Genomic DNA, 23,131 nt, shown 5'->3' on the forward strand with positions numbered 1-23,131 from the left:
CGCAACTTATTTTTATCCTTTATTATTGGAAATTTTATCAAGAAATTTATCTTGCTCTTTAATTTCCGATTTTCATTATTGAGCTCGACAATCTAAAAGTAAATATCTATATCTCACAATTACTAAAGCGTTAGTATCATGTGACATTTTCGTAAGATAAAGCGTTTTCTAAAGCCGATATTGTTATCAAAATTTTTAGCTTCAATAACAAAAACAATTAATATCATTGCCTAATATTTACAAAAAAATCAGAGCACAAAAAAATAGATTTCCTTTCGGAAATCTATTTTTATATTATTTAATTACCAACTAGCCTTTTTAATACCAGGTATCTTACCCTCATGAGCTAGTTTTCTAAAATTCAAACGCGATAGACCAAATCTTCTCAAATATGCATGTGGACGCCCATCAAGTTCATCACGAGAATGCAGTCTAACTGGTGAAGCATCACGTGGTAATTGACTAAGCCCCGCATAATCATGATTAGCCTTTAATTTCCGGCGTAATTTTGCATACCGATCTACTGTCCTTTGTAATCTTTTTTCACGTTCAATTTTAGCTTTTCTTGCCATATATTCTATCTGACCTCTTTTTTGAAGCCAGTTACTAGTAATATTTTCTACTAATTACCAACGTAGCAGTAATTTAAGGACATGGCAAACGATTTCACTTAAAACCTTATTTTAGCGTCTTTTTTTACTAATAAAATCAAAAACCAAAAATATTCTTTTAAAAAAATTCAAAAAATTAGATTATTGACAGAAATAGTTTGTTTCAATTTAGATAAAAAACATTTATAAATTACGATACAAACTGTATGACCTTATTTGTTAAACTTTAAGCATGGAAAAGGCCTGAGCACAATAAAAAAACGTTAGGGGGACAGCTAATGAAATTACTTAATAAATTCATCCGTTTATTAGCATTAATCAGTCTTAGTCTGTCCATAACACCCTTAACTACAGTCAAAGCTTCTGATGACATTCAAGTAAAAGATACTACTAAAAGTAGCAGTAATTTGGCCGTTACTTACTCTGACACTGATGCTTCCGATACTCCAGTTGCTACTGCATCAGCAACTCCAACAACAACAACTGATGACGGTACTAGTCAAACCGCCACCTCAAACGTCAGCGTTACTGTTTTATCCGGAATTTTAACATTAGCTGCCGTGCCTGATTTTAACTTCGGCACCATGACAGTAGGTTCCACTTCTAAACTACAAAATAATACTGCCGATGCTACTGATTTCAACACGGACTCAACTAATGGAGATGTAACTGCTGGTCAAGATGGAAATGACAGCAGTCTTTTAGAAGTGATTGATTCACGTAATTTTACTTCTGAAATGCCTGGTTTTACTTTGACCGCATCAATCGGACAACTGACGAATGCAGATGCATCAAAGAAACTTGATGCCATCTTGAATCTTAGTTCCATTCCCTTGCTAAACGACAGCGATGAAAACATTTCTAACTCGTCAACATATTTAAAAACCAATGCTATTCAAATTAGTAATGATAGTTCCAGCAACAAAAATTCTACTTTAATTGACTTGCAACGTGACTCTTACAATGCAGGAGTTATTAAAGCTAAATTCAATACTCCATCTTCAGCAAGTCTGACTATTCCTAATCAAACTGGATCGACTTCTGAAGAATCTACTAATCATATGAATGCTGTTGTTACATGGACTTTGACGGCTAAGCCAAGCGTACAATCAAATCTACAAAAATAATGTTCTACCAAATTTTATTGAAAAATCATTTATTGAAAAATCAATAGATACTAATTCTTTTTAGAATTGGCATCTATTTTTTTCTTTTTACTTTTTAGATATTGTTTAAACATGTTATTATAATAGTAATAAAGTTTCGTTTTAAGAGAAGGCCTATTATGACAATTACTACGACTTGGAAACATAATTTTACTAACTATTCAAATTTAGACAATATCAATCAAACTGGAAAACAGACTCTCGAAATTTTCCAACCCCTAGCAGCTAAGAAAATCCGTCTGCAGTTGAACAATCTCTATGACGAGATACCGCTGAAAATATCTTCCTTAACTGTGGCAACGTCAGAAGAAAAAAAGCAGTAACCTATAGTGGTAGAAAAAATTTTCTGATTGAGCCACGACTTATGGGATGGTCTGATTGGATAGATCTTAATTTAGACTCTAACCAGTTCATCAAAATAACTATTGCCTCTCCAAATAAAACGATTCATTCACTTGGATTAACTATTTCTAATGATCTTATTAAGACTAAACAAACAGACCCTTTAGAACCAAAATATTTTTTCGGCGTTTCCAGTATTCAAGTTCAAACAGAAAAAATTTATCCTAAACTAGCCTTTTTTGGTGATTCTTTGACTAATCAAGGCAACTTTTCAGCACCTTTAGCTTTAGAACTGGAATCTAATTTTAATATCATGACGGCTAATTTCGGTATCTCAGGAAATCGGCTCTTGCATCCTGGACACAGCACTTCAAAATGGTCGAACAGCTTTGGCGAAGCCGGTTTTACTAGGTTTGACCACATGCTCGATTATCAACCCAATATTATTATCTTTATGGAAGGAATTAACGATTTCTTGCATCCTGGCACTGGTACGCCTGTAAATGAATTGCCAACAGCCAATGCCTTAAGTTCTGCAATTATTGAATTAAAGAAAAGAGCTAAGCAACATAAGACAATTTTTATTCCCATGACTATCACTCCTGCAGAAGGTAATATCAATGGCGGAGTTTACGCTTGGAGTTTCGAAAAGGAGAAACTGCGTTTGGAGACAAATGAAACCTTATTAAAATTACCGAATGTAATTGACCTAGCAAATTTCGTTGGCAAGAATGGCCAGTTAATCTCAACCTTTGATTGCGGAGATCACGTTCATTTTTCCCAAGCAGGTGGAAAAATTGTTGCCGATTTCATAAAAGAACAATTAATTAGGAAGAAATTGATTTAAATCATTTTAGATATAATATATTATTAAATAGTACATATTTATAATTACATTGGAGCGTTCAAAATGGCTGAAACTAATAATAAGGATATTTATCAAGCACTTAAGCAACGTGTACTAAATGGAAAATACAATATTAAAATGCGTTTGCCTACTGAAGAGTCATTGATTGAAGAATTCAAAGTTAGTCGCTACGCCGTGCGAAAAGCTATTAAACAATTGTCTGATGAGGGCCTAGTTTATAGCGTTAAAGGTAAAGGCGTAGTTGTTTTAGAGCACACTCCACAATCTCAAGAGATTAATCTTAGTCTCAAAGAAATCGACGGCTTACAAACTTTGAACAAATCTCAAGATGTTCATCGAACAACTTTGATTGCTGACTTTAAACAAATCATTGTCGATAAGAAAATCAGTAATCAGACTTCTTTTGCAATTGGCATCCCTGTCTATGCAATTAAACGAGTTCGCCATATCAATAATAAGAATGCCGTTTTAGATATAAATTATTTTAACGCGCAACTCGTTCCCGGCATCACACCAGAAATTGCTAAACAGTCAATCTATGACTACATCCATCATGAATTAAAAATGAAGATTGCCGTAGTCAAACGTCAATTAAGAATCGAACATGCTCAACAGATTGACTACGAAAATCTCAATTTGGGCATCAATAATTGCGTTGGCAATATGGTCAGCTTTGCTTTTAACGATGATGGCAAACAATTTGAATATACGGAATCGCATTTTATTCCTGATAATTTCATTTTTAATCAGTTGCTTAAATTTTAATTTCACAAAAAATGGACAAGGTAGTCAAAATTGATTACCTTGTCCATTTATTTTACGTATTTTAATATGATTCAAATCCAACTAAGGAGAAATGATCAGGAACATATTTTGTTTCCGTACATTCAAATAAACTGCCCAAATCCGTGTAGACGTACTTTTTTAAAGCACCGACGCAATTGGCTTTTTTGAGATCCAAAAGTTCATTTTCTCTCTCACTAACAGTTTCAACTGTTGCAACCGAACGAGCAGCGGCTATTTTAAAGAGTTTTTCATCTCGAATATATTGATAGATAGACCCTTTGGCATCAGCTAAAGTTAAATTAGGAATGTTGTCTTTTCTAAAGTAACTGGTATCGATTGCCATTGCCTTGCCATTGACCATTCGTAATCTTTCCACAAAGTATGCTATGTCGCCGACATTAAATGAGGTTTGCTTAGAAAGTTCACCATCGATTTCTACTTCTTCAAATCTCAAAACCTCTGTCGTTAATTTTTTAATAAACTTATTTTGTGGAAAACTCATTAAATCTTGGAAACCAAAATGATTGGCAGCTGAGAAAATCACTCGGTTGTCGACGATTGGTTCCAAAACTACGACTCCACGACCCTTAACAGTGTAAACCAAACCATCTGATTGTAGTTTTTTCAAAGCACGACGAATTGTATTGCGAGTGACGCTAAATCGCTCCGATAAATCTTCTTCACCAGGTAAGATTGTTTTGGGTGGATAAACGTTGCTATCAATTTTGCCCTTTAAAATATGATATATATCTGAATATAAGTTCTTTGGCATTTTTTCTCCTCAATTGACACTAATAAAAATTTCCCCTCTGCCATGATAAAAAACACCCAGAGGGTGTTTTTTTACTTACTCTCTAACATTAGAGATTCATATGGCCGCAACGTGACTGTTCTATCATTTAGTTTAATTCCTTCATAATTTCCTAAAAGCAAATCAAAACCGGCTGCGATTTTTCTTTCCTGTACTTGGTCAGTGAAATTAGCCATTACTAAAATTTTACCCTTTTTGTTAGCTCTTTCATAGCTATAAACACTATTATCATTTGAATTAATTAATTTATAAGTACCATTCGTCAACAAAGTTTTATTCTTACGAAGGAAAATCAAAGCTCGATAAAAATTGAAAACATTGTTCTTCATTTTAAGAACCTTTTCGACTGAATAGTCATCATGATGTTCAGGCTTTAACCAAGGCTGACCACTAGTAAAGCCATGGTAACGCTTGGAGTTCCATTGCATTGGCAAACGGGCATTTTCCCTAGATTTTTGTTGCAAAATTTTAATTGCTAAACTCTTATCAACACCCTTTTGAATCAATTCATCATAAGCATTGATCGATTCATGATCATTATACTGACTAATATCAGTAAAGTAAGCATTCTTCATCGCAATTTCATCACCTTGATAAATATAAGGCGTCCCTTGCAATCCAAATTCGACCATCGCTAATAATTTAGCTGATTGATCACGATATTTACTATCATTGGTAAATCGAGAAATCGCGCGAGGTTGATCATGATTATTCCAAAATAGCGCATTCCAACCGCCTTGATGATTCATCTTAACTTGCCAATCACTTAAGATTTTAGTCAAATCAGTTAACTTATAATGACCTAAAGTCCACTTCTTACCGTTAGTATAATCTACTTTGACGTGATGGAATGTAAAGGCCATTGATAGTTCTTGACGTTTAGGATTGGTATACTTAACAGCTTCTGAAATAGGCGTTGAAGATAATTCACCGACAGTCACGAATTGATTAGGTCCAAAGACCTTTTCGTACATTTCGTGAATATATTCGTGAACGTGTGGTCCATTGGTATAAAAATTACGACCATCGTCTAAAGGAGTTTTGAAAGTATCGTTTGGTAAATCCTTATCCTTCGAAATATTATTGATAACATCAAGTCTAAAGCCATCAATACCTTTATTTGCCCAATATTTAAGCATTTTAAAGATTTTATTACGTAATTTTTCATTACGCCAGTTCAAATCAGGCATCGTTACATCATAAAGATGCAAGTAATACTGGTTTAATCTTGGAACGTACTTCCAGGCACTGCCACTGAATTTTGAAACCCAATTATTTGGTTCATGACCATCAACGGGATCACGCCAAATATAGAAGTCATGATAAGGATTATCCTTTGACTTCAAAGCTTCTTGGAACCAGTGGTTTTCATTTGAAGTGTGGTTCAAAACCATGTCCATAATGATTTTTATTCCACGTTTATGTGCTTCATTCAACAGTCTTTCAAAATCATCCATCGTTCCAAAAACTGGATCGATCTGATAGTAGTCAGCAATGTCGTACCCATTGTCATTTCCTGGTGAACGATACATTGGCGTTAACCAAATCAAACCAATACCCAATTTTTTCAAATAATCTAGTCGAGAAATAATGCCGTTGATATCACCAACGCCATCTCCGTTTGAATCTTGAAAACTGCGTGGATAAATCTGATACACAGTTTCTTTTTGCCATTCCTTCATATCCATTTAGTACTCCTCAATATAATGATAAAACCTCATATAACGCGATAATCTTATAATATGTTTATACACCTGTCAATCATTTAAAATCGTCAAAAATCCATGAAAGCGCCTTTTAACGCTACCTAATGGCGATATCCACCTTAAAAATAATTTTCAATTTTAAAAAACAAATTAATTTACATATTTATAAATTTGTATTATTATTCAGAGCCTAGTCAAAAAATAGGAGATAAAAATCATGCTTCAAATTATTACAGACAGATTGATCATTCGTCCATTCAAAACTGCTGATCATGATCAATTACAAACAATTATCCTTGATCCAGAAATTATGAAGTATGTCAGATATCGTGATACTAAGACATCTGAAAACTTCACAAAACTATTTGAAGAACATTTCTTAAAAGAACAACAGACTTCATTTGCCATTGAAGAAAAAGCTACTAATGAAGTTATTGGATTTTATGAATTCCATCCCGAAAATAACGTCGGCATCTTAACTTATGCTTTGAGTAAAAAAGCTTGGGGTCACGGTTATGTAGCAGAGGTTGGCAATGCCATGATGCAATATGGTTTTGAAGTCTTGAATCTCGATAAAATTGAGGCTCATTATGCAAATCTTAATCCTAACTCGGGCAAAGTTATGCTTAAGATGGGTATGAGAGATTTGGGCTCAATTGAAACTTTTGTTTCACCAGATGATGGAGTTGAAATAAAAGTCATGGCTTATGAACTTACTAAAGCAGATTGGTTAAATGATAATAAGCAACAACGAGCCGTTTAAGGTAAAAATAGTCCGACTAATTCAATTTTGAGTTAGTCGGACTATTTTTGTTCTATATTAAATTAAATATTAAATTAAATTTTTGTGAATATCTTGCATCCCACGTTCGATATTTTCTAATTCATCAGAATAGTTTTTTAATTGTTGACCGTATTTATCTACCAATTTACTGTCAGCATCAGTTTTGTAGCGCAATTTATGCTCCAAGCTAGCCCACATATCCATGCCAACGGTTCTAATCTGAACTTCAACGGGGACATCAATCGGACCATGCGATTGGAAAACGGGAACTTTAATGACAATGTGTAAACTACGATAGCCACTGTCTTTAGGATGCTTCAGATAATCCTTGCGTCTTAAAAGCGTGATATCTGATTGACTAGTTAACATCTTTTCAATTTTATAAATGTCGTCGATGTAATTAGTAATGACTCTAATTCCAGCAATATCATAAATATTAGCCTTGATACTTTCAGTTGTTAACTCATAACCCTTTCTTTGAGCTTTCTTCAGCAGACTGGGAATACGCTTCATTCGTGATTCCATATGGTGAATGGGATTGTAATCGAAATTGACTTGAAATTCTGAATCTAAATTTTCCAATTTGGTGCTAATTTCTTTTTCTCCAGCTTGATACAATTGATACATTTTAATCATTTTTGACAATTCTTCAACGTTAGGCCGATTTTCAATATCGCCTAGTTCTGTTTGTAATGATTTTAGATTTATCGCATTGGGTCTTTCTAGTATCATTTCTCCATCCTTTAACTAAATATACAGTTCAGTTTCGGCGGGTTTAGTTTTGCCAATCACCTTACCATTATGGACTGAAAGTAAAATTTCTGAACGCTTGTTCAAAACATCATAGAAATTGTGCCCATTTAACAAGACAAAATTAGCAGGCTTGCCAACTTCAATTCCATATTCTTTTTCAACGTGCATGATTTTGGCACTATTGAGAGTGATGAATTTGTACGAATCCATAATTTGTTGGTGACCCATCATTTGCGTAGCGTGCAATCCTTCTGTCAAAACATCGAACATATTGCCGTTACCCATTGGATACCATGGATCTTTGATGTCATCTTCACCAAAACCAACATTAATGCCATTTTCCGTCAACTCTTTGACACGCGTTAGACCACGACGCTTTGGATAAGTATCGAAGCGTCCACCCAAGTACATATTGACCAATGGGTTAGAAATAAAGTTCATCTTTGACATCTTCAATAAGCGCATCAATTTATACATATAAGCATCGTTATATGAACCCATCGCAGTTGTATGTGAAGCGGTCACTTTGTCTCCCATACCGCTCTCGTAGGCAATTGTAGCAATCGTTTCAAGACTTCTGGATGCAGGATCGTCAATTTCATCAGTGTGAGCATCGAATAACAAATCATTTTTTTGAGCAAGATCCATTGCAAAACGCAATGATTCGACTGAATATTCCCGATTGAATTCATAATGTGGAATAGCTCCCACAACATCAACACCTAATTTAACAGCTTTTTCCATCAATTCCTTGCCGTTAGGATAAGACAAGATACCTTCTTGAGGAAATGCGACTAGTTGTAAAGTCATCCAATCTTTAACATTTTCACGCACATCGATCAAAGCTTTTAGAGCTTTCAGACTTGGGTCAGTCACGTCAACATGTGACCGAACGAATTGGATTCCATGACTGGCTTGCATCTTCAAAGCTAAAGTAGCTCTTTTTTTGACATCTTGATATGTCAGTTCTTTTTTGCGTTCTGTCCAAATACGAATTCCATCAAACAAAGTTCCATTTTCATTCCACTCAGGTTGACCAGCAGTTAAAGTCGAATCTAAGTGAACATGTGGATCAACAAATGGTGGCAACAATAATCTATCGTGACCTACAATGACCTCTTCATTTTCCTTAGGCTCAATATGATCAGCTATTTCGACAAATTTTCCATCTTCAACTCTGATATCTTGTGGCGCTTGATTTTGAATTTTGACTTGTTGTAATAACATTACGCTTTGCTCCTCTGAATTTTGATATAGTATACAATTTCTTAGTTGACGTTGCCAAATTTACTTATTATTGACTCACGACTAGATTTATCAAAAATAATCCTATTAGCTTGATAAGAGTTCAAACCGATAGTTTACGTTGTATTCCCTTTTCATGCTAATAAAGGAATAAGACAATTCTAGTTTCTTCTATATTAATTACTAACTAAAATCGTCATTATGTCTATTCTACATCTAATCAATATTTCATCAGGCGAAAACTCTTCAAAATAAATCAAACATCATAGAAATCACAAATGTCTGATTTATTGAGATTGTTTTTCTTTAAGATTATCTCTAGCAGCTCGCAATTCATCGGCAAACAAGACCTTTTCAATTATTTTTGTCAATTGATAAGGGGTTTCTTTCATACCATTTTTTACCCAACGTTTCATAATTCCTTGCATTCCAAGCATTATGTAAGTCCCTTGGTACTCATCAAAATTGGACATTTCTTTGTCTCCAGGCGACATCACTTGATGCATTTTTTCCAGCAATCTAGTTCTACCCTCAACAAAAACTAAGTTGCTGATCTGATGATTTTTATAAAATGCTTCCAGTAATTTCTCTAAAGATTTGAATGGCGTTGAATCTTTTGGCAACTCAATTGTGTCGACAAACTTATCTTCAATCGTATCGACGCAATCATAAATATCATCGTAATAACGATAGAAGGTGGTTCGATTGATATCAGCTTTTTTACAAATATCAGTCACTGTAATTGCATCAATCGGTTTTTCTTGCAACTGATCTAAAACAGTTTTTTGAATAATTTCTTTAGTATATTTGGTGCGGCGATTATTTTTGATTCCAACCATAGGTAAACCTCATTTTCTTATGCAACAAAAATATCTTAAGTGTTGTTTTAAAAACAGCTTGTCTCAGATTGACGATTGCACGTTATTCTCAAAATTATTATTATATTAAACATAGTGTTGCAATAATGACAGTGTAACAAACTGTCTGTTAAAATATCTATAAATAATAAATAAGAGGATTAAATAAATGCTGGAATTAAAACATATTAAAAAATATTATTACGTTGGCGATTCCGTTACTAAAGCATTGGATGACGTTTCTGTCTCCTTTCGTGAGCAAGAATTCGTTGCTATCCTAGGACCTAGTGGTTCTGGTAAAACAACCTTGCTAAACGGAGTTGGTGGCTTAGACATTTACGATTCTGGTGACTTAGTAATTGATGGCAAGTCGACTAAGGACTTTTCGGAGTCTGACTGGGACGCTTATCGTAACAATTCAGTTGGTTTCATCTTCCAAAGTTACAACGTTATCGGTCACTTAAGCATTCTCGACAACGTCGAATTGGGAATGACCCTAAGTGGCGTTCCTAATGAAGAGAAAACGCAAAAAGCACGTGAAGCTTTGGAAAGAGTTGGCTTAGGTCCACATATCAACAAGAAGCCTAACCAACTATCTGGTGGACAACTGCAACGTGTTGCCATCGCCCGTGCTATTGCTAATAATCCTTCCATCTTACTTTGTGATGAGCCAACTGGTGCCCTAGATACTGAAACTAGTGAACAAATCATGAAGCTAATCAAGGAATTATCCAAAGAACGACTCGTTGTTATGGTTACTCATAACCCAACTTTAGCTAATGAATACGCCGATCGAATTATCAATTTTGCCGATGGTAAGATTCTCAACGATTCAAATCCATACACTGAAGATGAATCAAAGGATAATTTTGAGCTTAAGAAAACTAAGATGACTTTTTGGACAGCCTTAAAACTATCCTTCACTAACTTGAAGACTAAAAAAGCGCGAACCGCTTTAACGGCTTTCGCTTCCAGTATCGGTATCATCAGTATTGCAATTGTTCTAGCTCTATCGTCTGGTTTCCAAAAACAAATCGATAAAACCCAGGGCAATACTTTGGCGCAATTTCCAGTAACGATTTCTCAAGTAGCCTCGAAACAAACTGCTCCTTCAACTGATAAAGTTAAGAAATCCAATTCCAAACAAGTTACCGCTAAATTGAGCCAACAGGAAAAATCGACTCACACGAATAAATTAAACAAGAATTACTTGAACTACATCAAAAAACTCGACCCTGAATTGAGTAAAGATGTTACTTATACTTACTCAACTGGCATGAATCTTTTGACTAAGATAAATGGTAAAGTCAAAACAGCTCAATTCTCTAATACCAGTGGCTCCAGTCCAACAAGTACAATGACCTCTGCCATGTCTTCATCAACTGGTATCGGGGGTTCCGTCTACCCATCGACTTCAAATGACGGCAAGAACTTTTTGAAGAAGCACTACAAAGTTATCTCTGGTTCAATGCCTCAAAATGCTAACGATGTCGTTTTAATCGTAGATCGTAATAACGATACTAATATCAATGCTTTAAAGAACATCGGCATGAAAGTTAAAGATGGTCAAAAGCTTGACTTCAACAAAATCGTTGGTCAAGAATTCAAAATCGTTAACAACAATGATTACTATCGTCAATTAGGTGCTGGCATGTACGCTCCTAATACTGACATGGATTCTCTTTACAATAACTCCAATAATACGACCGTTAAAATCTCAGGTATTTTACGAGTTAAGTCGAAATCATCTGAAAACATTCTTTCATCAGGAATTGCTTACAGTGATAAATTGACACAAAATATCATTGCTAATAATAAGAATTCCGATATCGTTAAAGCACAAAAGAATAGCGATTCAAATGTCCTAACTGGCGCTTCTGCTGACGATACCACTAAAGAATCTCTTGTCAGTTACTTAGGTGGTTCTACTACTCCAGCAAGCATTCTAATTTATCCAAATACCTTTAAAAACAAAGACAAAGTTTTGAAGTATCTTGATAAGTACAATAAAGGTAAGAAAGCTAGCGACAAGGTAATTTATACAGACTTGGCTGGTCAGGTATCTAATTTGACCGGTGGCCTGATGGATGCTATCACTTACGTACTCGTGGCCTTTGCCGGAATTTCCTTAGTTACAAGTATGATTATGATTGCCATCATCACTTATACTTCCGTTCTTGAGAGAACTAAAGAAATTGGTATTTTGAAGGCTCTGGGTGCTAGAAAGAAAGATATCACTCGTGTCTTCGATGCTGAAACCACGATTCTTGGTGTTACGTCCGGTTTGCTAGGTGTTATCATCGCCTGGCTGGCAACTTTCCCAATCAATATTATTCTGAAAAATATGACTGATTTATCGAACGTTTCACAATTGAACCCAGTCCATGCAATCATTCTAGTTATCGTCAGCACGGTCTTGACCGTTATTGGTGGTCACATTCCTGCTCGTATGGCAGCTAAGAAAGATGCTGCAACTGCACTTCGTTCTGAATAGTATTTAAATTATTATAAGGACTAGCAAATTTTCAATTTGTTGGTCCTTTTTTTTGGTGAAAAAAAATAACCCTGAATTCTTTGAGGAATTTTGGGTTATTTCTTTGTTTATGTTTATGATAGATTTTTTTACTTGGATGTTTGGAGTCCAAGATTTGGTCTTTTTTTAGTGCTTATTTCTTTATGTTTGAATTCCCTAGATTTATACGTTTAAACCTTGGGATTGTGGTTAACTTCCGAAACGAGTTACAGTGGGGCAACTCTCTGCACCTAAGGCTATTTCCCATATCGTCTGCTCCGCAGCCAATCTGTGAAATTGTCTTAGGCTCCGGAAGCTGAACGCCCTTGCTCCGCCCTCTCTAGATTTTGACCACAGCTATCCCAATCAATCCGGGTCCCGTGTGAACTCCAAGGGCTGGGCCTACTTGTTCGATGAACTCTCTTTTTCCTTTGATGCCATTTTCGTGCAACAAATCTAACATTGAGAGTCCGCCTTCTTCATTGTCTCCGTGACCGATTCCGATTAGATATTCGTCGCCTTCATCAAGAAAGTCTTGCGCATATCCTAGCATCAACTTTTTACCTTTTTTCATACCACGAGCTTTAGCAGCAATGGTATAGGTTCCATCTGGTTTACAAGTTATGATTGGTGCTAATTTTAGAACTCCACCAACTGCTGAGGCAACGGCACTGATTCTTCCACCGGCTCTCAAGTATGTCAAAGTTGGAATACAGAAATAAACCATTGCGTGATCAATCATTTTTTCAACATGAGCTGCAATTTCATCAAATGATTTTCCATCATCGACTTGTTTCTTAGCTTCAACAGCGATTAAACCTGAAGCAATTGCAACTTGTTTAGTATCAAAATATTTAGTCGTGAAACGATCATCATCATCTAAGAAGACTTTTAAAAAGTTAAAAGTCCCACTTAATCCTGATGAGACTGAAATTGACAAGATGTGCGTATAACCTGCTTGAGCAATTTCATCGAGTGCTTTTTGTATAGAATCTCCTGAAGGCAAAGATGTCTTAGGAATTTCTACTGGTAAATTTCGATAAACTTCTTCAGCCGAAATGTCAACTCGATCAAGATAAGTCTTGTCATGGTAAGCAATTTGCATTGGCAATTCAAAAACGCCAGTTTTTTTAAGATATTCCTTTGGCAAATCACAACAAGAGTCTACCAATACAGCAATCTTTTCCATTTTCTATTTACTCTTTTCGTCTAAAGTATTCTTACTTTCAATTCTAATTACTTTCTTTGTGACTAATTTTGTCGCAAAGGCTAACGTGACCATTTCAATCATCAAATAAGCTGATGATTGATTCTTTTCTGAAATAGCTTGTTTCTCTTCGCGGTGATTCAACATCTTTAAAGCAATTTCTTGTTTATCGCAGAAGAAATCATATGTCTTATCGATTCCTCCACTTAACCTAGTTTGAATCTCTAAACCTCTTTGAATATCGTCGAAGGAAACGACTTGCTTCAAAAAAGTAATGGCTATTAAATAAGCCAAATGTTCACGCGTGTAGCGCTTCTTAACAGGATGTGGCAATAAGCCATTTTTTACATAGTTATTGACCATTGAAGTTGTAACAACTGGACCGTCCTCAAGCCAAACTGGACCAACGTACTTATCAACTAGTGTTAATAGTTGATCACGGTACAATTCCAATTCAGGCAGTTCCTCAAATCTCGGTAAACGGTACTCTTCTAATTTATTTAGCCAGCTTTGCAATTCATCCATAACAAGCGCTCTCCTTTAGTAATTACTATTATAATTTATCATAGTTATTTTAACTATTCAAACTAGTTTTTAAAACTAGATGTAAATTTGAAACAAAAAAAGCCTTGAATACCAATTATTCAAGACTCTCTTTTGAATCGTACTCTCGCCAACCTAAAGCTATTATCATCGCTAGTCCGGCGTCAGTCAACAATATGATGTATCCAATATTACTACTGAAATTTGTATCTCCTAGATATAAATCTCCTAATAAAGTTCCTAAAACGGCAACCCAGATACCGATACTTTGACCTCTAGTAAAGGCTGTGCCAGTCTGACTGCGTCTCTCCCGTTTAGTAATATATGGAAGTATAAAACCTAGTCCGACTAAAACGATAATCGCAACAAAGTTGATTACTAATTCATACCACCACATCGACGAACCAAAGGGCACATCTTGTGGCCCAATTGCAGCAATCGTGGCAACACCAGTCAAAATCAGACACCACCAACCAACTGCTAGAGACATCGTCTTATTCTTAATATAAACATATCCTGAATGGTATTTATCATCATTCATTCTAACCTTGATAAAGGACCAAAAAATCCAACAAGTAACTCCCGGCGAAATAATTCCATTTAAATTCAATAACCAATTAAATATATCTTTCATGTTCGGCAATAATATCCCCAAAAACATGATAAAAGCGCTCAGACCAACCGTCAGCAGATAGCCGTTGATTGGCAAGCCCGCTGAATTAGTCTTTCTCAAAAATTGTGGCATGTACTTATTGCCAGTATCAGAAATCAGCATTCTCGTCATGGCGTTCAACAAAACAGCCAGTAACGCTGCTAAATAGAAGATTTCTGTGAAAGCAAACAGGTACATCAAGGTATTGCCAATGTTAAATCTCTGTCCTAATGCTTGAAAGGCATAATATGAACCATTTATCTTCAAGTCATCTGGCAAATGGTAGGCATTGAAAAATACCCCCAGTGAAAATGATCCAAAGATTGTCAAAAATCCGGTCATCACTGACAACATAATCATTGCCTTAGGGAAATCTCGATTAGGATTGCGCATCTTAGTAACAAATGGCGCTATTCTTTCGGCACCGTTGATGGCAAAAATCAGGAAGCCTAAGGTTGTTAAATAGTGCAAATTAAACGTTGGTACAATCGTATGCAATGTCAGTGGCTTCGTGGCAATGTGACCACCCATGGATAGTGCTGTGACTGTCATGATAACAAATAAGACGGTCATCCCAAACATGGCAATTCCACCAATGGTACTTAATATTTCAAGTGAGCGCTCGAAACGCGACTGTATAAAAATAAAGAACACAAAAATCAGCAACGTAAATAAAGCGAAATGGCTATTCGACATCTGCGTTTGCAATTTGGAATTCCCATATACGACCCAACCTAGTGCAACGGCAATTGTATTAGCGGTATCCACAACATACGGAATGGATGCAGCCCAATATGTCCAAGCAGCAAAGTAGCCTAAGAACTCTCCACTTGTTTCTCTGACCCATGATGTTAATCCTCCACCATCGTCATCAAAGGTTGAGCCCAACTGCCCAACCATCAACGAGTACGGAACAACATACAACAGGATCATAATTATCCAGGATGTAATGACACCCATCCCTTGGTTTTGGAAATTGTAAGTTAGATCATCGAATCCAACCACTGTTACAAAATCCATCAGGGCCAATACCGGCCAGCTAATATATTTCTTTTCTGTTCCCAAATCTGTCATGGCGTTTTCCTCAGTGAAAATAAATCGTACTTTCTTAATTTATTACACCTAATGGTTACATCAAATATACAATACTTTTCGGCGAATTAATTAAAAAATGATTTAAAAATATAAATAAATTCAAGCGCTTACTTCCCCGACATGACCGCAACCGTAACGATTGACCTTTTAGTGTACAATTTGGAAAGTTAGCAACTCGAAATATTCTACCACAAAAAAATTGGATAAGATATAAAAAGTTTAGTTGGAGGAATTTTTTTATTCCTGCGTGTGAAATTTAGCGTAAAAAATGGAGTTATTTAAACTAAAAACTTAGTCTAAGTAACTCCATTATTGATAATTCAATTATTCATTGTTTTTATAAACGATTTTAACGCCAGTACCACTAATATTCTTAGCCATAGCTTCATTCATTTGATCTAGTGGATAAGAATCAGTAATCAATTGAGTCATATCCATGCCTTCACTCTTAGTTTCACGTAAGAATTCAGTTGCTTCGACCCAATCATCTGGAACATAAGCCCAAGAACCAGTGACCTTTGTCTCTGGCATACAAATATTGAAGTGTGGATTATAACTTGCTTCGCCATTATCAACGAAGAATCCAACTTCACAAATACCACCGTGATCAGTTAAGAAGTTCCAAATCGTACTTGCTCCTTTAGTTGAGCCAGTGCATTGGAAAGCAAAATTAGCTCCCTTGCCGCCAGTCAATTTCTTAACGGCTTCAACAGGATCTCCATCTTCAATGTTAATAACATCAGTTGCACCAATCTTCTTAGCTAACTCAAGACGACTCTTGTTACCGTCGACGCCAATAATGTGACGAACTCCCAAAGTCTTCATTTGAGCAATGACCATTAAGCCAATTGGTCCAACTCCTTGAACGACAACTGTTGAACCGTGTTTGAAGGTATAAATTTCTTTAGATTTAGCTACGGCGTGTGAACTGACTGCAGCTGGTTCAATTAAAATTCTCAAATCTAGTGGCATATCACTAACATTGAAAACGACGCTGTTAGGATTGATGACCATATAATTTGAAAGCCAGCCATTAAAGTAGTGTTCTTCACCGCCCATTAGACCGTAAATATCGCCATTCAAAGCTGGTCCGCAAACAATTTTATCGCCAACTTTTAGAGGCTTGCCAGTCCAATCAGTTTTAACATTCTTCCCCATCTTAACGATTTCGCCAGTACCTTCGTGACCTAAGTTAACTGGAATGTATTTGAAGGGATCGCTCTTGTATTCGAAGACATCAGTACCACAAATACCGCACCCCTCAACTTTTACTAGCATTTCATCATCATTAATTTCTGGAATAGGTAATGTCTTAACCTCAATATGATTCGTCTTTGTCAAAACAGCAACTTTTCCATCCATACAAAAAGGCCTCTTTTCTTTATGTATCCGATTTCATTGTAGCATTGTTCACAAGATTGTTAAATTTGGTTATAAATTCAAATTTGCATAAAAAATCCGGCCAAAAATTAGGCCGGATTCTAATATTTTATAAGAACTAATTTGTAGTTCTATCTTTCACAAAGCCTGTATCATCAACATCGACATCATTGATAATATCTTGGCCTTCATACAAACATCTAGTTTCAGTTTCAATTCCGCCATCTTCAATCGTGATAATGTCATAGTAAGTAGCATCATAAATCAGATGTTTATTCTTATTATCACAATTGATGTGATAAGCACTTGAATCAGTTGAATGCATTAAGATACCCGCTTTAACAAATGAAGTTTCAAAGTGAATATGCCCTGAAAAAACTGCTTGAACTGACGTGTCTGTTATAACCTGCATGAGTTCATCACTTTCTTGTAAAATGCTATAACGCATGTGGTGAATACCAGGACCATCAACGGGATGGTGTAAAAAGATAAATGATTTTTTATCAGAATATTTTGCTAAATTGTTTTTCAACCAAGCCAACTGCTCTTCACCCAAATATCCAGGTTCATCATTATGAAATTTACTATCTAAAAAATAGAAATTCATTTCAGGAGTTTCTTTTAGATAATAGTATTTCTCACGACTTGGTTGTTGAACATAGCCTTCAAAGAATTCTTCTAAACGGTCATGATTACCTAACACAACATTAATAGGTATCTTCAATTCAGCTTCGGCTTTTTCTACCAATTCTCTTAAATCAACATAATCAATCACTGTTCCTTCATGAATCAAGTCACCTGTAATAGCAATCATATCAGGCTTTTCGGGCATTGTTGAAATATCTGTGAAGATACTATTCAACTTTAAATAGGGATCAATTTGCTGATTATTCGATGCTTCTTTACCCCTTGGAGTCAAATGGGTATCTGTTATTTGAATCACTTTATATTTACTCATGTTTACCCCAATACAAATTTTTTTCAGTTTCACAATCAAATAAAAGGCTCTTTTGCTGTCTTAAAGAAATATAAATTTCTTCGCCAACAATAAAATCAAAACTATTAACGATAGCTTTTAAGGTTGTACCATCTGAAGTTAAAACTGATAGTTGAACAAAGCGTCCATAATCAATCACAGCATCAATTTTAACTTTCAAATCAAACTTACTTTGACGAGTTCTTGCACAAGACAAGTTTTCTGGGCGAATCCCCAAACAATATTTCTTTTCTTCCAAGTTTAATTGAAGATTAGACATGATAACATCACCATCTAATGTCATCTCACCATTCCTTAATACGACCTCAACAACATTGATCTGTGGTGTACCAATAAATTTAGCAACAAATAAATTGGTAGGATTATTATAAATATTCTCTGGTTCATCGATCATTTGAATAATGCCCTGATCCATAACAGCAATTCGATCGCCCAAGGCCATAGCTTCCAATTGATCATGAGTCACATAAACAATTGTCTGTTGATTCATAACATGCAGGTTTTGAATCTCATCACGAGCCTTTTCACGTAATTGAACATCGATGTTAGATAAAGGTTCATCTAGTAGAAAAATTTTGCTCTTCTTGACCATCCCACGACCAACGGCAACACGTTGCTTTTGACCACCAGATAGTTGCGAAGGTAAACGGTCTTTGTATTCTGTTAAGTTCAAAGTTCCTAGTACACTTTCGATTCTTGCTTGACGTTCTTCTTTAGGAACTTTATGAACTTTCAACGCATATTCAAGGTTTTGATAGACGGTCATATTCGGATAAAGTGCATAGTCTTGAAAAACCATGGCAATCACATGTCCATCGTTACTCAATTTTTGTAGATTTTCACCATCAATGAGTACGTCACCAGAAGTTGGTTCTTCCAAACCGGCAATCATTCTCAAAGTAGTTGATTTACCACAACCTGATGGACCTAAGAGAACCAAAAACTCCCCTGCCTTAACGAAAAGATTCATTCCATCAATAACCTTACTATTTTTGAATTCTTTAGAAATATTTTTTAATTCAATCGTTGCATTACTTTTAATCATGAAGTCTCCTATTCAAAACCACTATTGCTAATACTATTAAGAATATATTTTTGGAAAATTAAATAGATGACCAATGGCAAAATCACCATGATTGTTGACAAAGCCATTGCCAATGGAAAATTGGTACCACCTTCACTTGAAATGTAATTCTGTAAGGCTAAAGGCAGAGTGAAACTTGATTTATCTTTCAAAATCAAAGTTGGCCAAACGTATTCATTCCAGGAATTTATAAAGAAGATAGCACCGACACTGACGATACTAGGCTTCAAAATTGGAATAACGATGTTAAAGAATATTTTTCGATTAGGTATACTGTCAACTTTAGCAGCATCAATCAAACTATTTGGAATCTTTTCCATCGTTTTAAGAAAAATCATTATTCCGGTTGCATCGCATAATTGTGGTAAAGCAACACCTACGACGTTATTTAACAAATTCAATTTAGAAATTACTAAATAGTTGGGTATCATCACAATCGTAAATGGAACAAAGATCGTGGCTACAAATAGTAAATAGATAAACATCTTTCCTTTAAATTGATAGCTCCTAAAAGCATAAGCTGTCAAAAGTCCGGTCAATAATTTTCCAACTGTTACCAAAGTAGCCATAAAGAAAGTATTCCAAGTCAAGCCTATCAAGTTAACTTGTTGATTCAACATTGAAAAATTCTTCAAGGTTGGGTGCAGTGGAATCAAACTTAACATTGTCGCATATGAATCTTTTAAAGTTTTAAAAGAATTAGACAACATGAATAAGATTGGTAAAATCGCTGCTAAAACAATTAGGAACAATAGTATATGCCAAAGATTTATTTTCTTTTTAATCATAATTATTGGTCTTCCTCTCTACAAAACGAATCTCAATAAACAGTAGTATTAGAAAAATCACAAAGGTCGTCATCGCTAAAGCTGATGAGGTACCAGTTTTATATAAAACAAATGCATTGAGATAAGTTTGATAGATAACATTTGAAGATCCGTAGTAAGGTCCACCTGTGGTAATTACATTAATAGGCGTAAATACATATTGCAGTCCTTGAACGATTGTTAGAATCAATACATAAATTCCAATTCCACGGTTCATTGGTAAAATCACATTCCAAATCAATTTCCATTTAGGAATCCCATCAACTTTGGCAGCATCAATGATATTCTCAGGAATCGAACCTAACCCTGTTAATAGCAAAATGAAGTTATATCCGAAAACTTTCCAATTAGTAATGAAACAAATCACTGTAATTGCTAGGATCCCTGAGTTAGACCAGTTAGGCATTGAGACGCCGATACCTTTTAAGATATAAGCGACTGGGCCAGAAACTGGATTAAGAATCCAAGTGAACAGCATTGCTCCAACTACTAGTGAAAACAAACTTGGAATGAAGAAGAGAACTTTATAAACCCCTTGCATTTTACTGATGAAAAATTTAACTACCAGTGAAATGAAATAAGGAATCACAAAATTCAAAACAATCAAAAAGATAATATATATCAATGTATTCAAGATTACCTTTTGATTGACTGGGTCTGTAAAGACCTCAATGTAATTTTTTAATCCAACGAATTCCTTGGTTGGGGCAATCATGTTCCAATCAAAGAAACTTAGATAAAACGTATAAAGAATAGGAACTACCATAAAGACAAACAGTAGAATTCCTGTTGGTAATAGGTAAAGAAATGGTAATAATTTTTTATTTTTGTTCAGCATTTATCTCATCCTGTGCGGCTTTCAAAGTGGATTCGACATTATTTCCTGATAAGATTTTATCTCTTGCATCAAGCATTGTTTGTTCAGCTTGTAATCCCTTCTTAGGGAATGATGTCCATGGAACAGCATTATCCAAAGTTTTTACAGCAGGTTCAAGCATTGGATTTTCTTTGATGTAATCTTTGAATGAAGCAGATTAAAGTGCAGCTTTTGTTGGAGGCAAGTAACCTGTACCTTTACTCCATGTAACTGATGATTCGGCCTTATACATCCATTTTTCAAATTCCCAAGCAGCTTTTTGTTGTCCAGAATCTTGGGCAGTAATAGCAAGCATAGAACCACCGACTGGAACTACCATTTTATGGTCTTTGAAATGTGGAGCTAAAATTGCTGAGGCTTTGAAACTAGCACTCTTTTTAATATGTGAAGCTTGAGCAATAGTTGTGAAAGCCATTGCTACATCACCTTTAACAAATGAATCCATACCTTGAGCCCAAGGTGTATGTAAAGCTAATTTTTCATTGACCATGCCTTGATAGAACTTATAAGCAGCAATTCCATCAGTACTAGCAAAATCCGCTTTACCATTTTTTTGGATTTTAGCACCATTGCTTAGCATAATTCCTTGTTGAGCCCATGTATCTCCAGGTTCTTGGATATAAAGGCCATACTTGCCAGATTCATCATGGATCTTTTTGGCAGCTTCTCTAACACCTTCCCATGTATCCAAAGAACTTTCTTGAATATTATATTTGCTCAAAAGATCTTTGTTGATAAAGAGTACTGGCGTACTTAGAGAATATGGCAAACCAACTAACTTGCCTTTGCTATCTTTTGCAAAAGATAATGTTCTCTTAGTAAAGTTACTATCAATAAATTTATTGTTGCCGTCAAACTTCTTAGCAGCGTCAGTTGGTGTCATATATTTGAAGTTACTTGAAATGTAATTATCATAAGCCCAACCTACTTGAGTAACATCAGGAACTTTTCCTGAAGCTTGTGCTGATTGAAGATTTTGCATCAAACCTTTATACATATCAGGATTATATTTTGCAGTTACTTTGATATTTTTGTGGGTTTCATTAAACTTCTTCACCAACTCATCAACGGTTGCCCCACCTTGAGTCTGAGCATTAACGTGCCAATAAGTTATGTGTTTTACACTTGATGCAGAAGTTTTCTTTCCACACCCTGCAAAGAGTACAGCTAATGACAATATTCCAAGTGTCAAAAGAACCTTTTTAAATAAATTCGATTTCATATTTTTTCTCCCCGTTCTTTTTAAATCGAATTAATCATAACTAGCAGTTGTATAAAAAAGGTATATTTTTTGTTTAGATTTCGTAAATTTTTTGCTTTAAAATTTACAAATTGTCGACAAAAAATTCTTGCACTTTTTGAATAAATATGAAAACAAAAGAACTCTGATTGATATAAAATCAATCAGAGTTCCTTTATTAAATAATTTTTAACTATCAATATCATTAACACCTAAAATGACATTTTCTTTAGCATTATCAACAGCATCCAATCCAGCTAAAGCAACCATACTGGCAGGAATACTTCTGTGAGGCGAATCGCTATCAACAACATCATCATCGGTAACCATTCTGGATGGTCTGAGGATAATAGTTCTAAAATTACGTTTGTTCAAATTCTCTTCAGCATCACGTTTTGTGCTGATATATTTCTCATTAGCACCTGGAATATCATCCGCTGAAATATAAATAAAGATTGGAACTTTATTTTCTTCAGCAGCATCGGCAATATTTAAAGCACTTTGATAATTGACCTTTCTAAAAGTAAGATCCTCATTAGCATCTTCTTGATATTCGCCAATCGTATCAACCACTACATCAGCATCTTTCAAGTATTGTGTCCAAAAACCCTTAGATAAGGCATTGCCAACTTTCCAATCAACTTTGCTATACCAAGACTTATTTCCTAATGGTTCACCGGTTCTAGAGACGCTGACAACTGAATCGCCATTTTCAATAAATTGTTCAGCAAATTCTCCGCCAAGAAATCCATTAGCACCAAAAATTACGACTTTTTTTGACATACTTT

At 35.2% G+C, this 23,131-nt stretch carries 23 protein-coding genes; 6 read left to right on the plus strand and 17 right to left on the minus strand.

The genetic code is table 11. The features are described from left to right. Positions 1–302: 302 nt before the first annotated feature. A complete protein-coding gene (gene rpsN, locus FHL06_RS03005) occupies positions 303–572 on the minus strand; it encodes a 30S ribosomal protein S14 (RefSeq protein WP_153384765.1) in 270 nt (89 codons plus the stop codon). A gap of 317 nt (positions 573–889) precedes the next feature. On the opposite strand from rpsN, the gene FHL06_RS03010 reads away from it, so the two are divergent. The 4 genes from FHL06_RS03010 to FHL06_RS03025 all read left to right on the plus strand — a co-directional run bounded on the left by FHL06_RS03010 (position 890) and on the right by FHL06_RS03025 (position 3,752). Beyond that, on the plus strand, positions 890–1,738 hold the full coding sequence (locus FHL06_RS03010) for a WxL domain-containing protein (protein ID WP_153384766.1): 849 nt from the start codon (positions 890–892) through the stop codon (positions 1,736–1,738). A gap of 158 nt (positions 1,739–1,896) precedes the next feature. Next, positions 1,897–2,100, plus strand: coding sequence for a hypothetical protein (locus FHL06_RS03015; RefSeq protein WP_153384767.1), 204 nt, complete (start codon positions 1,897–1,899; stop codon positions 2,098–2,100). Positions 2,101–2,141: 41 nt separating this feature from the next. Then, on the plus strand, positions 2,142–2,966 hold the full coding sequence (locus FHL06_RS03020; RefSeq protein WP_153384768.1) for an SGNH/GDSL hydrolase family protein: 825 nt from the start codon (positions 2,142–2,144) through the stop codon (positions 2,964–2,966). 63 nt (positions 2,967–3,029) lie between these two features. Further along, complete coding sequence (locus FHL06_RS03025) at positions 3,030–3,752, plus strand: GntR family transcriptional regulator (RefSeq protein WP_153384769.1); 723 nt, start codon at positions 3,030–3,032, stop codon at positions 3,750–3,752. 61 nt (positions 3,753–3,813) lie between these two features. On the opposite strand, the gene FHL06_RS03030 is transcribed toward FHL06_RS03025, so the two are convergent. Then, positions 3,814–4,545, minus strand: a complete 732-nt coding sequence (locus FHL06_RS03030; protein WP_153384770.1) for a GntR family transcriptional regulator — start codon at positions 4,543–4,545, stop codon at positions 3,814–3,816. Positions 4,546–4,616: 71 nt separating this feature from the next. Further along, entirely contained in the window at positions 4,617–6,266 is a 1,650-nt protein-coding gene (locus tag FHL06_RS03035; protein ID WP_153384869.1) for an alpha,alpha-phosphotrehalase, read from the minus strand. 241 nt (positions 6,267–6,507) lie between these two features. Here FHL06_RS03035 and FHL06_RS03040 point away from each other — a divergent pair, with 241 nt between their 5' ends. After that, on the plus strand, positions 6,508–7,053 hold the full coding sequence (locus FHL06_RS03040) for a GNAT family N-acetyltransferase (RefSeq protein ID WP_153384771.1): 546 nt from the start codon (positions 6,508–6,510) through the stop codon (positions 7,051–7,053). Positions 7,054–7,122: 69 nt separating this feature from the next. Here FHL06_RS03040 and FHL06_RS03045 read toward each other — a convergent pair whose 3' ends face one another. The 3 genes from FHL06_RS03045 to FHL06_RS03055 form a co-directional block, all read right to left on the minus strand. After that, positions 7,123–7,806: a GTP pyrophosphokinase gene (locus FHL06_RS03045; protein ID WP_153384772.1), complete on the minus strand. Its 684-nt coding sequence runs from the start codon at positions 7,804–7,806 to the stop codon at positions 7,123–7,125. A gap of 15 nt (positions 7,807–7,821) precedes the next feature. Further along, positions 7,822–9,054, minus strand: a complete 1,233-nt coding sequence (gene codA, locus FHL06_RS03050) for a cytosine deaminase (protein WP_153384773.1) — start codon at positions 9,052–9,054, stop codon at positions 7,822–7,824. A gap of 305 nt (positions 9,055–9,359) precedes the next feature. Further along, entirely contained in the window at positions 9,360–9,911 is a 552-nt protein-coding gene (locus tag FHL06_RS03055; RefSeq protein WP_153384774.1) for a TetR/AcrR family transcriptional regulator, read from the minus strand. A 187-nt stretch (positions 9,912–10,098) separates the two neighbouring features. On the opposite strand from FHL06_RS03055, the gene FHL06_RS03060 reads away from it, so the two are divergent. Continuing rightward, positions 10,099–12,423: an ABC transporter ATP-binding protein/permease gene (locus FHL06_RS03060; RefSeq protein WP_153384775.1), complete on the plus strand. Its 2,325-nt coding sequence runs from the start codon at positions 10,099–10,101 to the stop codon at positions 12,421–12,423. A gap of 358 nt (positions 12,424–12,781) precedes the next feature. Here FHL06_RS03060 and FHL06_RS03065 read toward each other — a convergent pair whose 3' ends face one another. The 11 genes from FHL06_RS03065 to FHL06_RS03110 form a co-directional block, all read right to left on the minus strand. Further along, positions 12,782–13,630: a DegV family protein gene (locus FHL06_RS03065; protein ID WP_153384776.1), complete on the minus strand. Its 849-nt coding sequence runs from the start codon at positions 13,628–13,630 to the stop codon at positions 12,782–12,784. A gap of 3 nt (positions 13,631–13,633) precedes the next feature. After that, on the minus strand, positions 13,634–14,173 hold the full coding sequence (locus FHL06_RS03070; protein WP_153384777.1) for a DUF1836 domain-containing protein: 540 nt from the start codon (positions 14,171–14,173) through the stop codon (positions 13,634–13,636). A gap of 115 nt (positions 14,174–14,288) precedes the next feature. After that, complete coding sequence (locus FHL06_RS03075; RefSeq protein WP_192917941.1) at positions 14,289–15,917, minus strand: APC family permease; 1,629 nt, start codon at positions 15,915–15,917, stop codon at positions 14,289–14,291. A 345-nt stretch (positions 15,918–16,262) separates the two neighbouring features. Next, entirely contained in the window at positions 16,263–17,300 is a 1,038-nt protein-coding gene (locus tag FHL06_RS03080) for a zinc-dependent alcohol dehydrogenase (RefSeq protein WP_153384778.1), read from the minus strand. A gap of 136 nt (positions 17,301–17,436) precedes the next feature. After that, positions 17,437–18,276 (minus strand): metallophosphoesterase family protein, encoded by an 840-nt coding sequence (locus FHL06_RS03085; protein ID WP_153384779.1) that lies wholly within the window; start codon positions 18,274–18,276, stop codon positions 17,437–17,439. Further along, positions 18,269–19,360: an ABC transporter ATP-binding protein gene (locus FHL06_RS03090; RefSeq protein WP_153384780.1), complete on the minus strand. Its 1,092-nt coding sequence runs from the start codon at positions 19,358–19,360 to the stop codon at positions 18,269–18,271. Before FHL06_RS03090 ends, FHL06_RS03085 begins: the two co-directional genes overlap by 8 nt. An 8-nt stretch (positions 19,361–19,368) precedes the next feature. Next, positions 19,369–20,187 (minus strand): carbohydrate ABC transporter permease, encoded by an 819-nt coding sequence (locus FHL06_RS03095; RefSeq protein WP_153384781.1) that lies wholly within the window; start codon positions 20,185–20,187, stop codon positions 19,369–19,371. Beyond that, on the minus strand, positions 20,180–21,064 hold the full coding sequence (locus tag FHL06_RS03100) for a carbohydrate ABC transporter permease (RefSeq protein ID WP_153384782.1): 885 nt from the start codon (positions 21,062–21,064) through the stop codon (positions 20,180–20,182). Before FHL06_RS03100 ends, FHL06_RS03095 begins: the two co-directional genes overlap by 8 nt. Continuing rightward, positions 21,048–21,224, minus strand: coding sequence for a hypothetical protein (locus FHL06_RS14645; RefSeq protein WP_238333950.1), 177 nt, complete (start codon positions 21,222–21,224; stop codon positions 21,048–21,050). The genes FHL06_RS03100 and FHL06_RS14645 overlap by 17 nt, the downstream gene beginning before the upstream one ends. A gap of 36 nt (positions 21,225–21,260) precedes the next feature. After that, positions 21,261–22,325, minus strand: a complete 1,065-nt coding sequence (locus FHL06_RS03105; protein ID WP_238333951.1) for an extracellular solute-binding protein — start codon at positions 22,323–22,325, stop codon at positions 21,261–21,263. A gap of 207 nt (positions 22,326–22,532) precedes the next feature. Beyond that, positions 22,533–23,126, minus strand: coding sequence for an NAD-dependent epimerase/dehydratase family protein (locus FHL06_RS03110; RefSeq protein ID WP_153384783.1), 594 nt, complete (start codon positions 23,124–23,126; stop codon positions 22,533–22,535). Positions 23,127–23,131: the final 5 nt, after the last annotated feature.

The organism is Companilactobacillus halodurans, from assembly GCF_009600985.1.
GTDB lineage: Bacteria > Bacillota > Bacilli > Lactobacillales > Lactobacillaceae > Companilactobacillus > Companilactobacillus halodurans.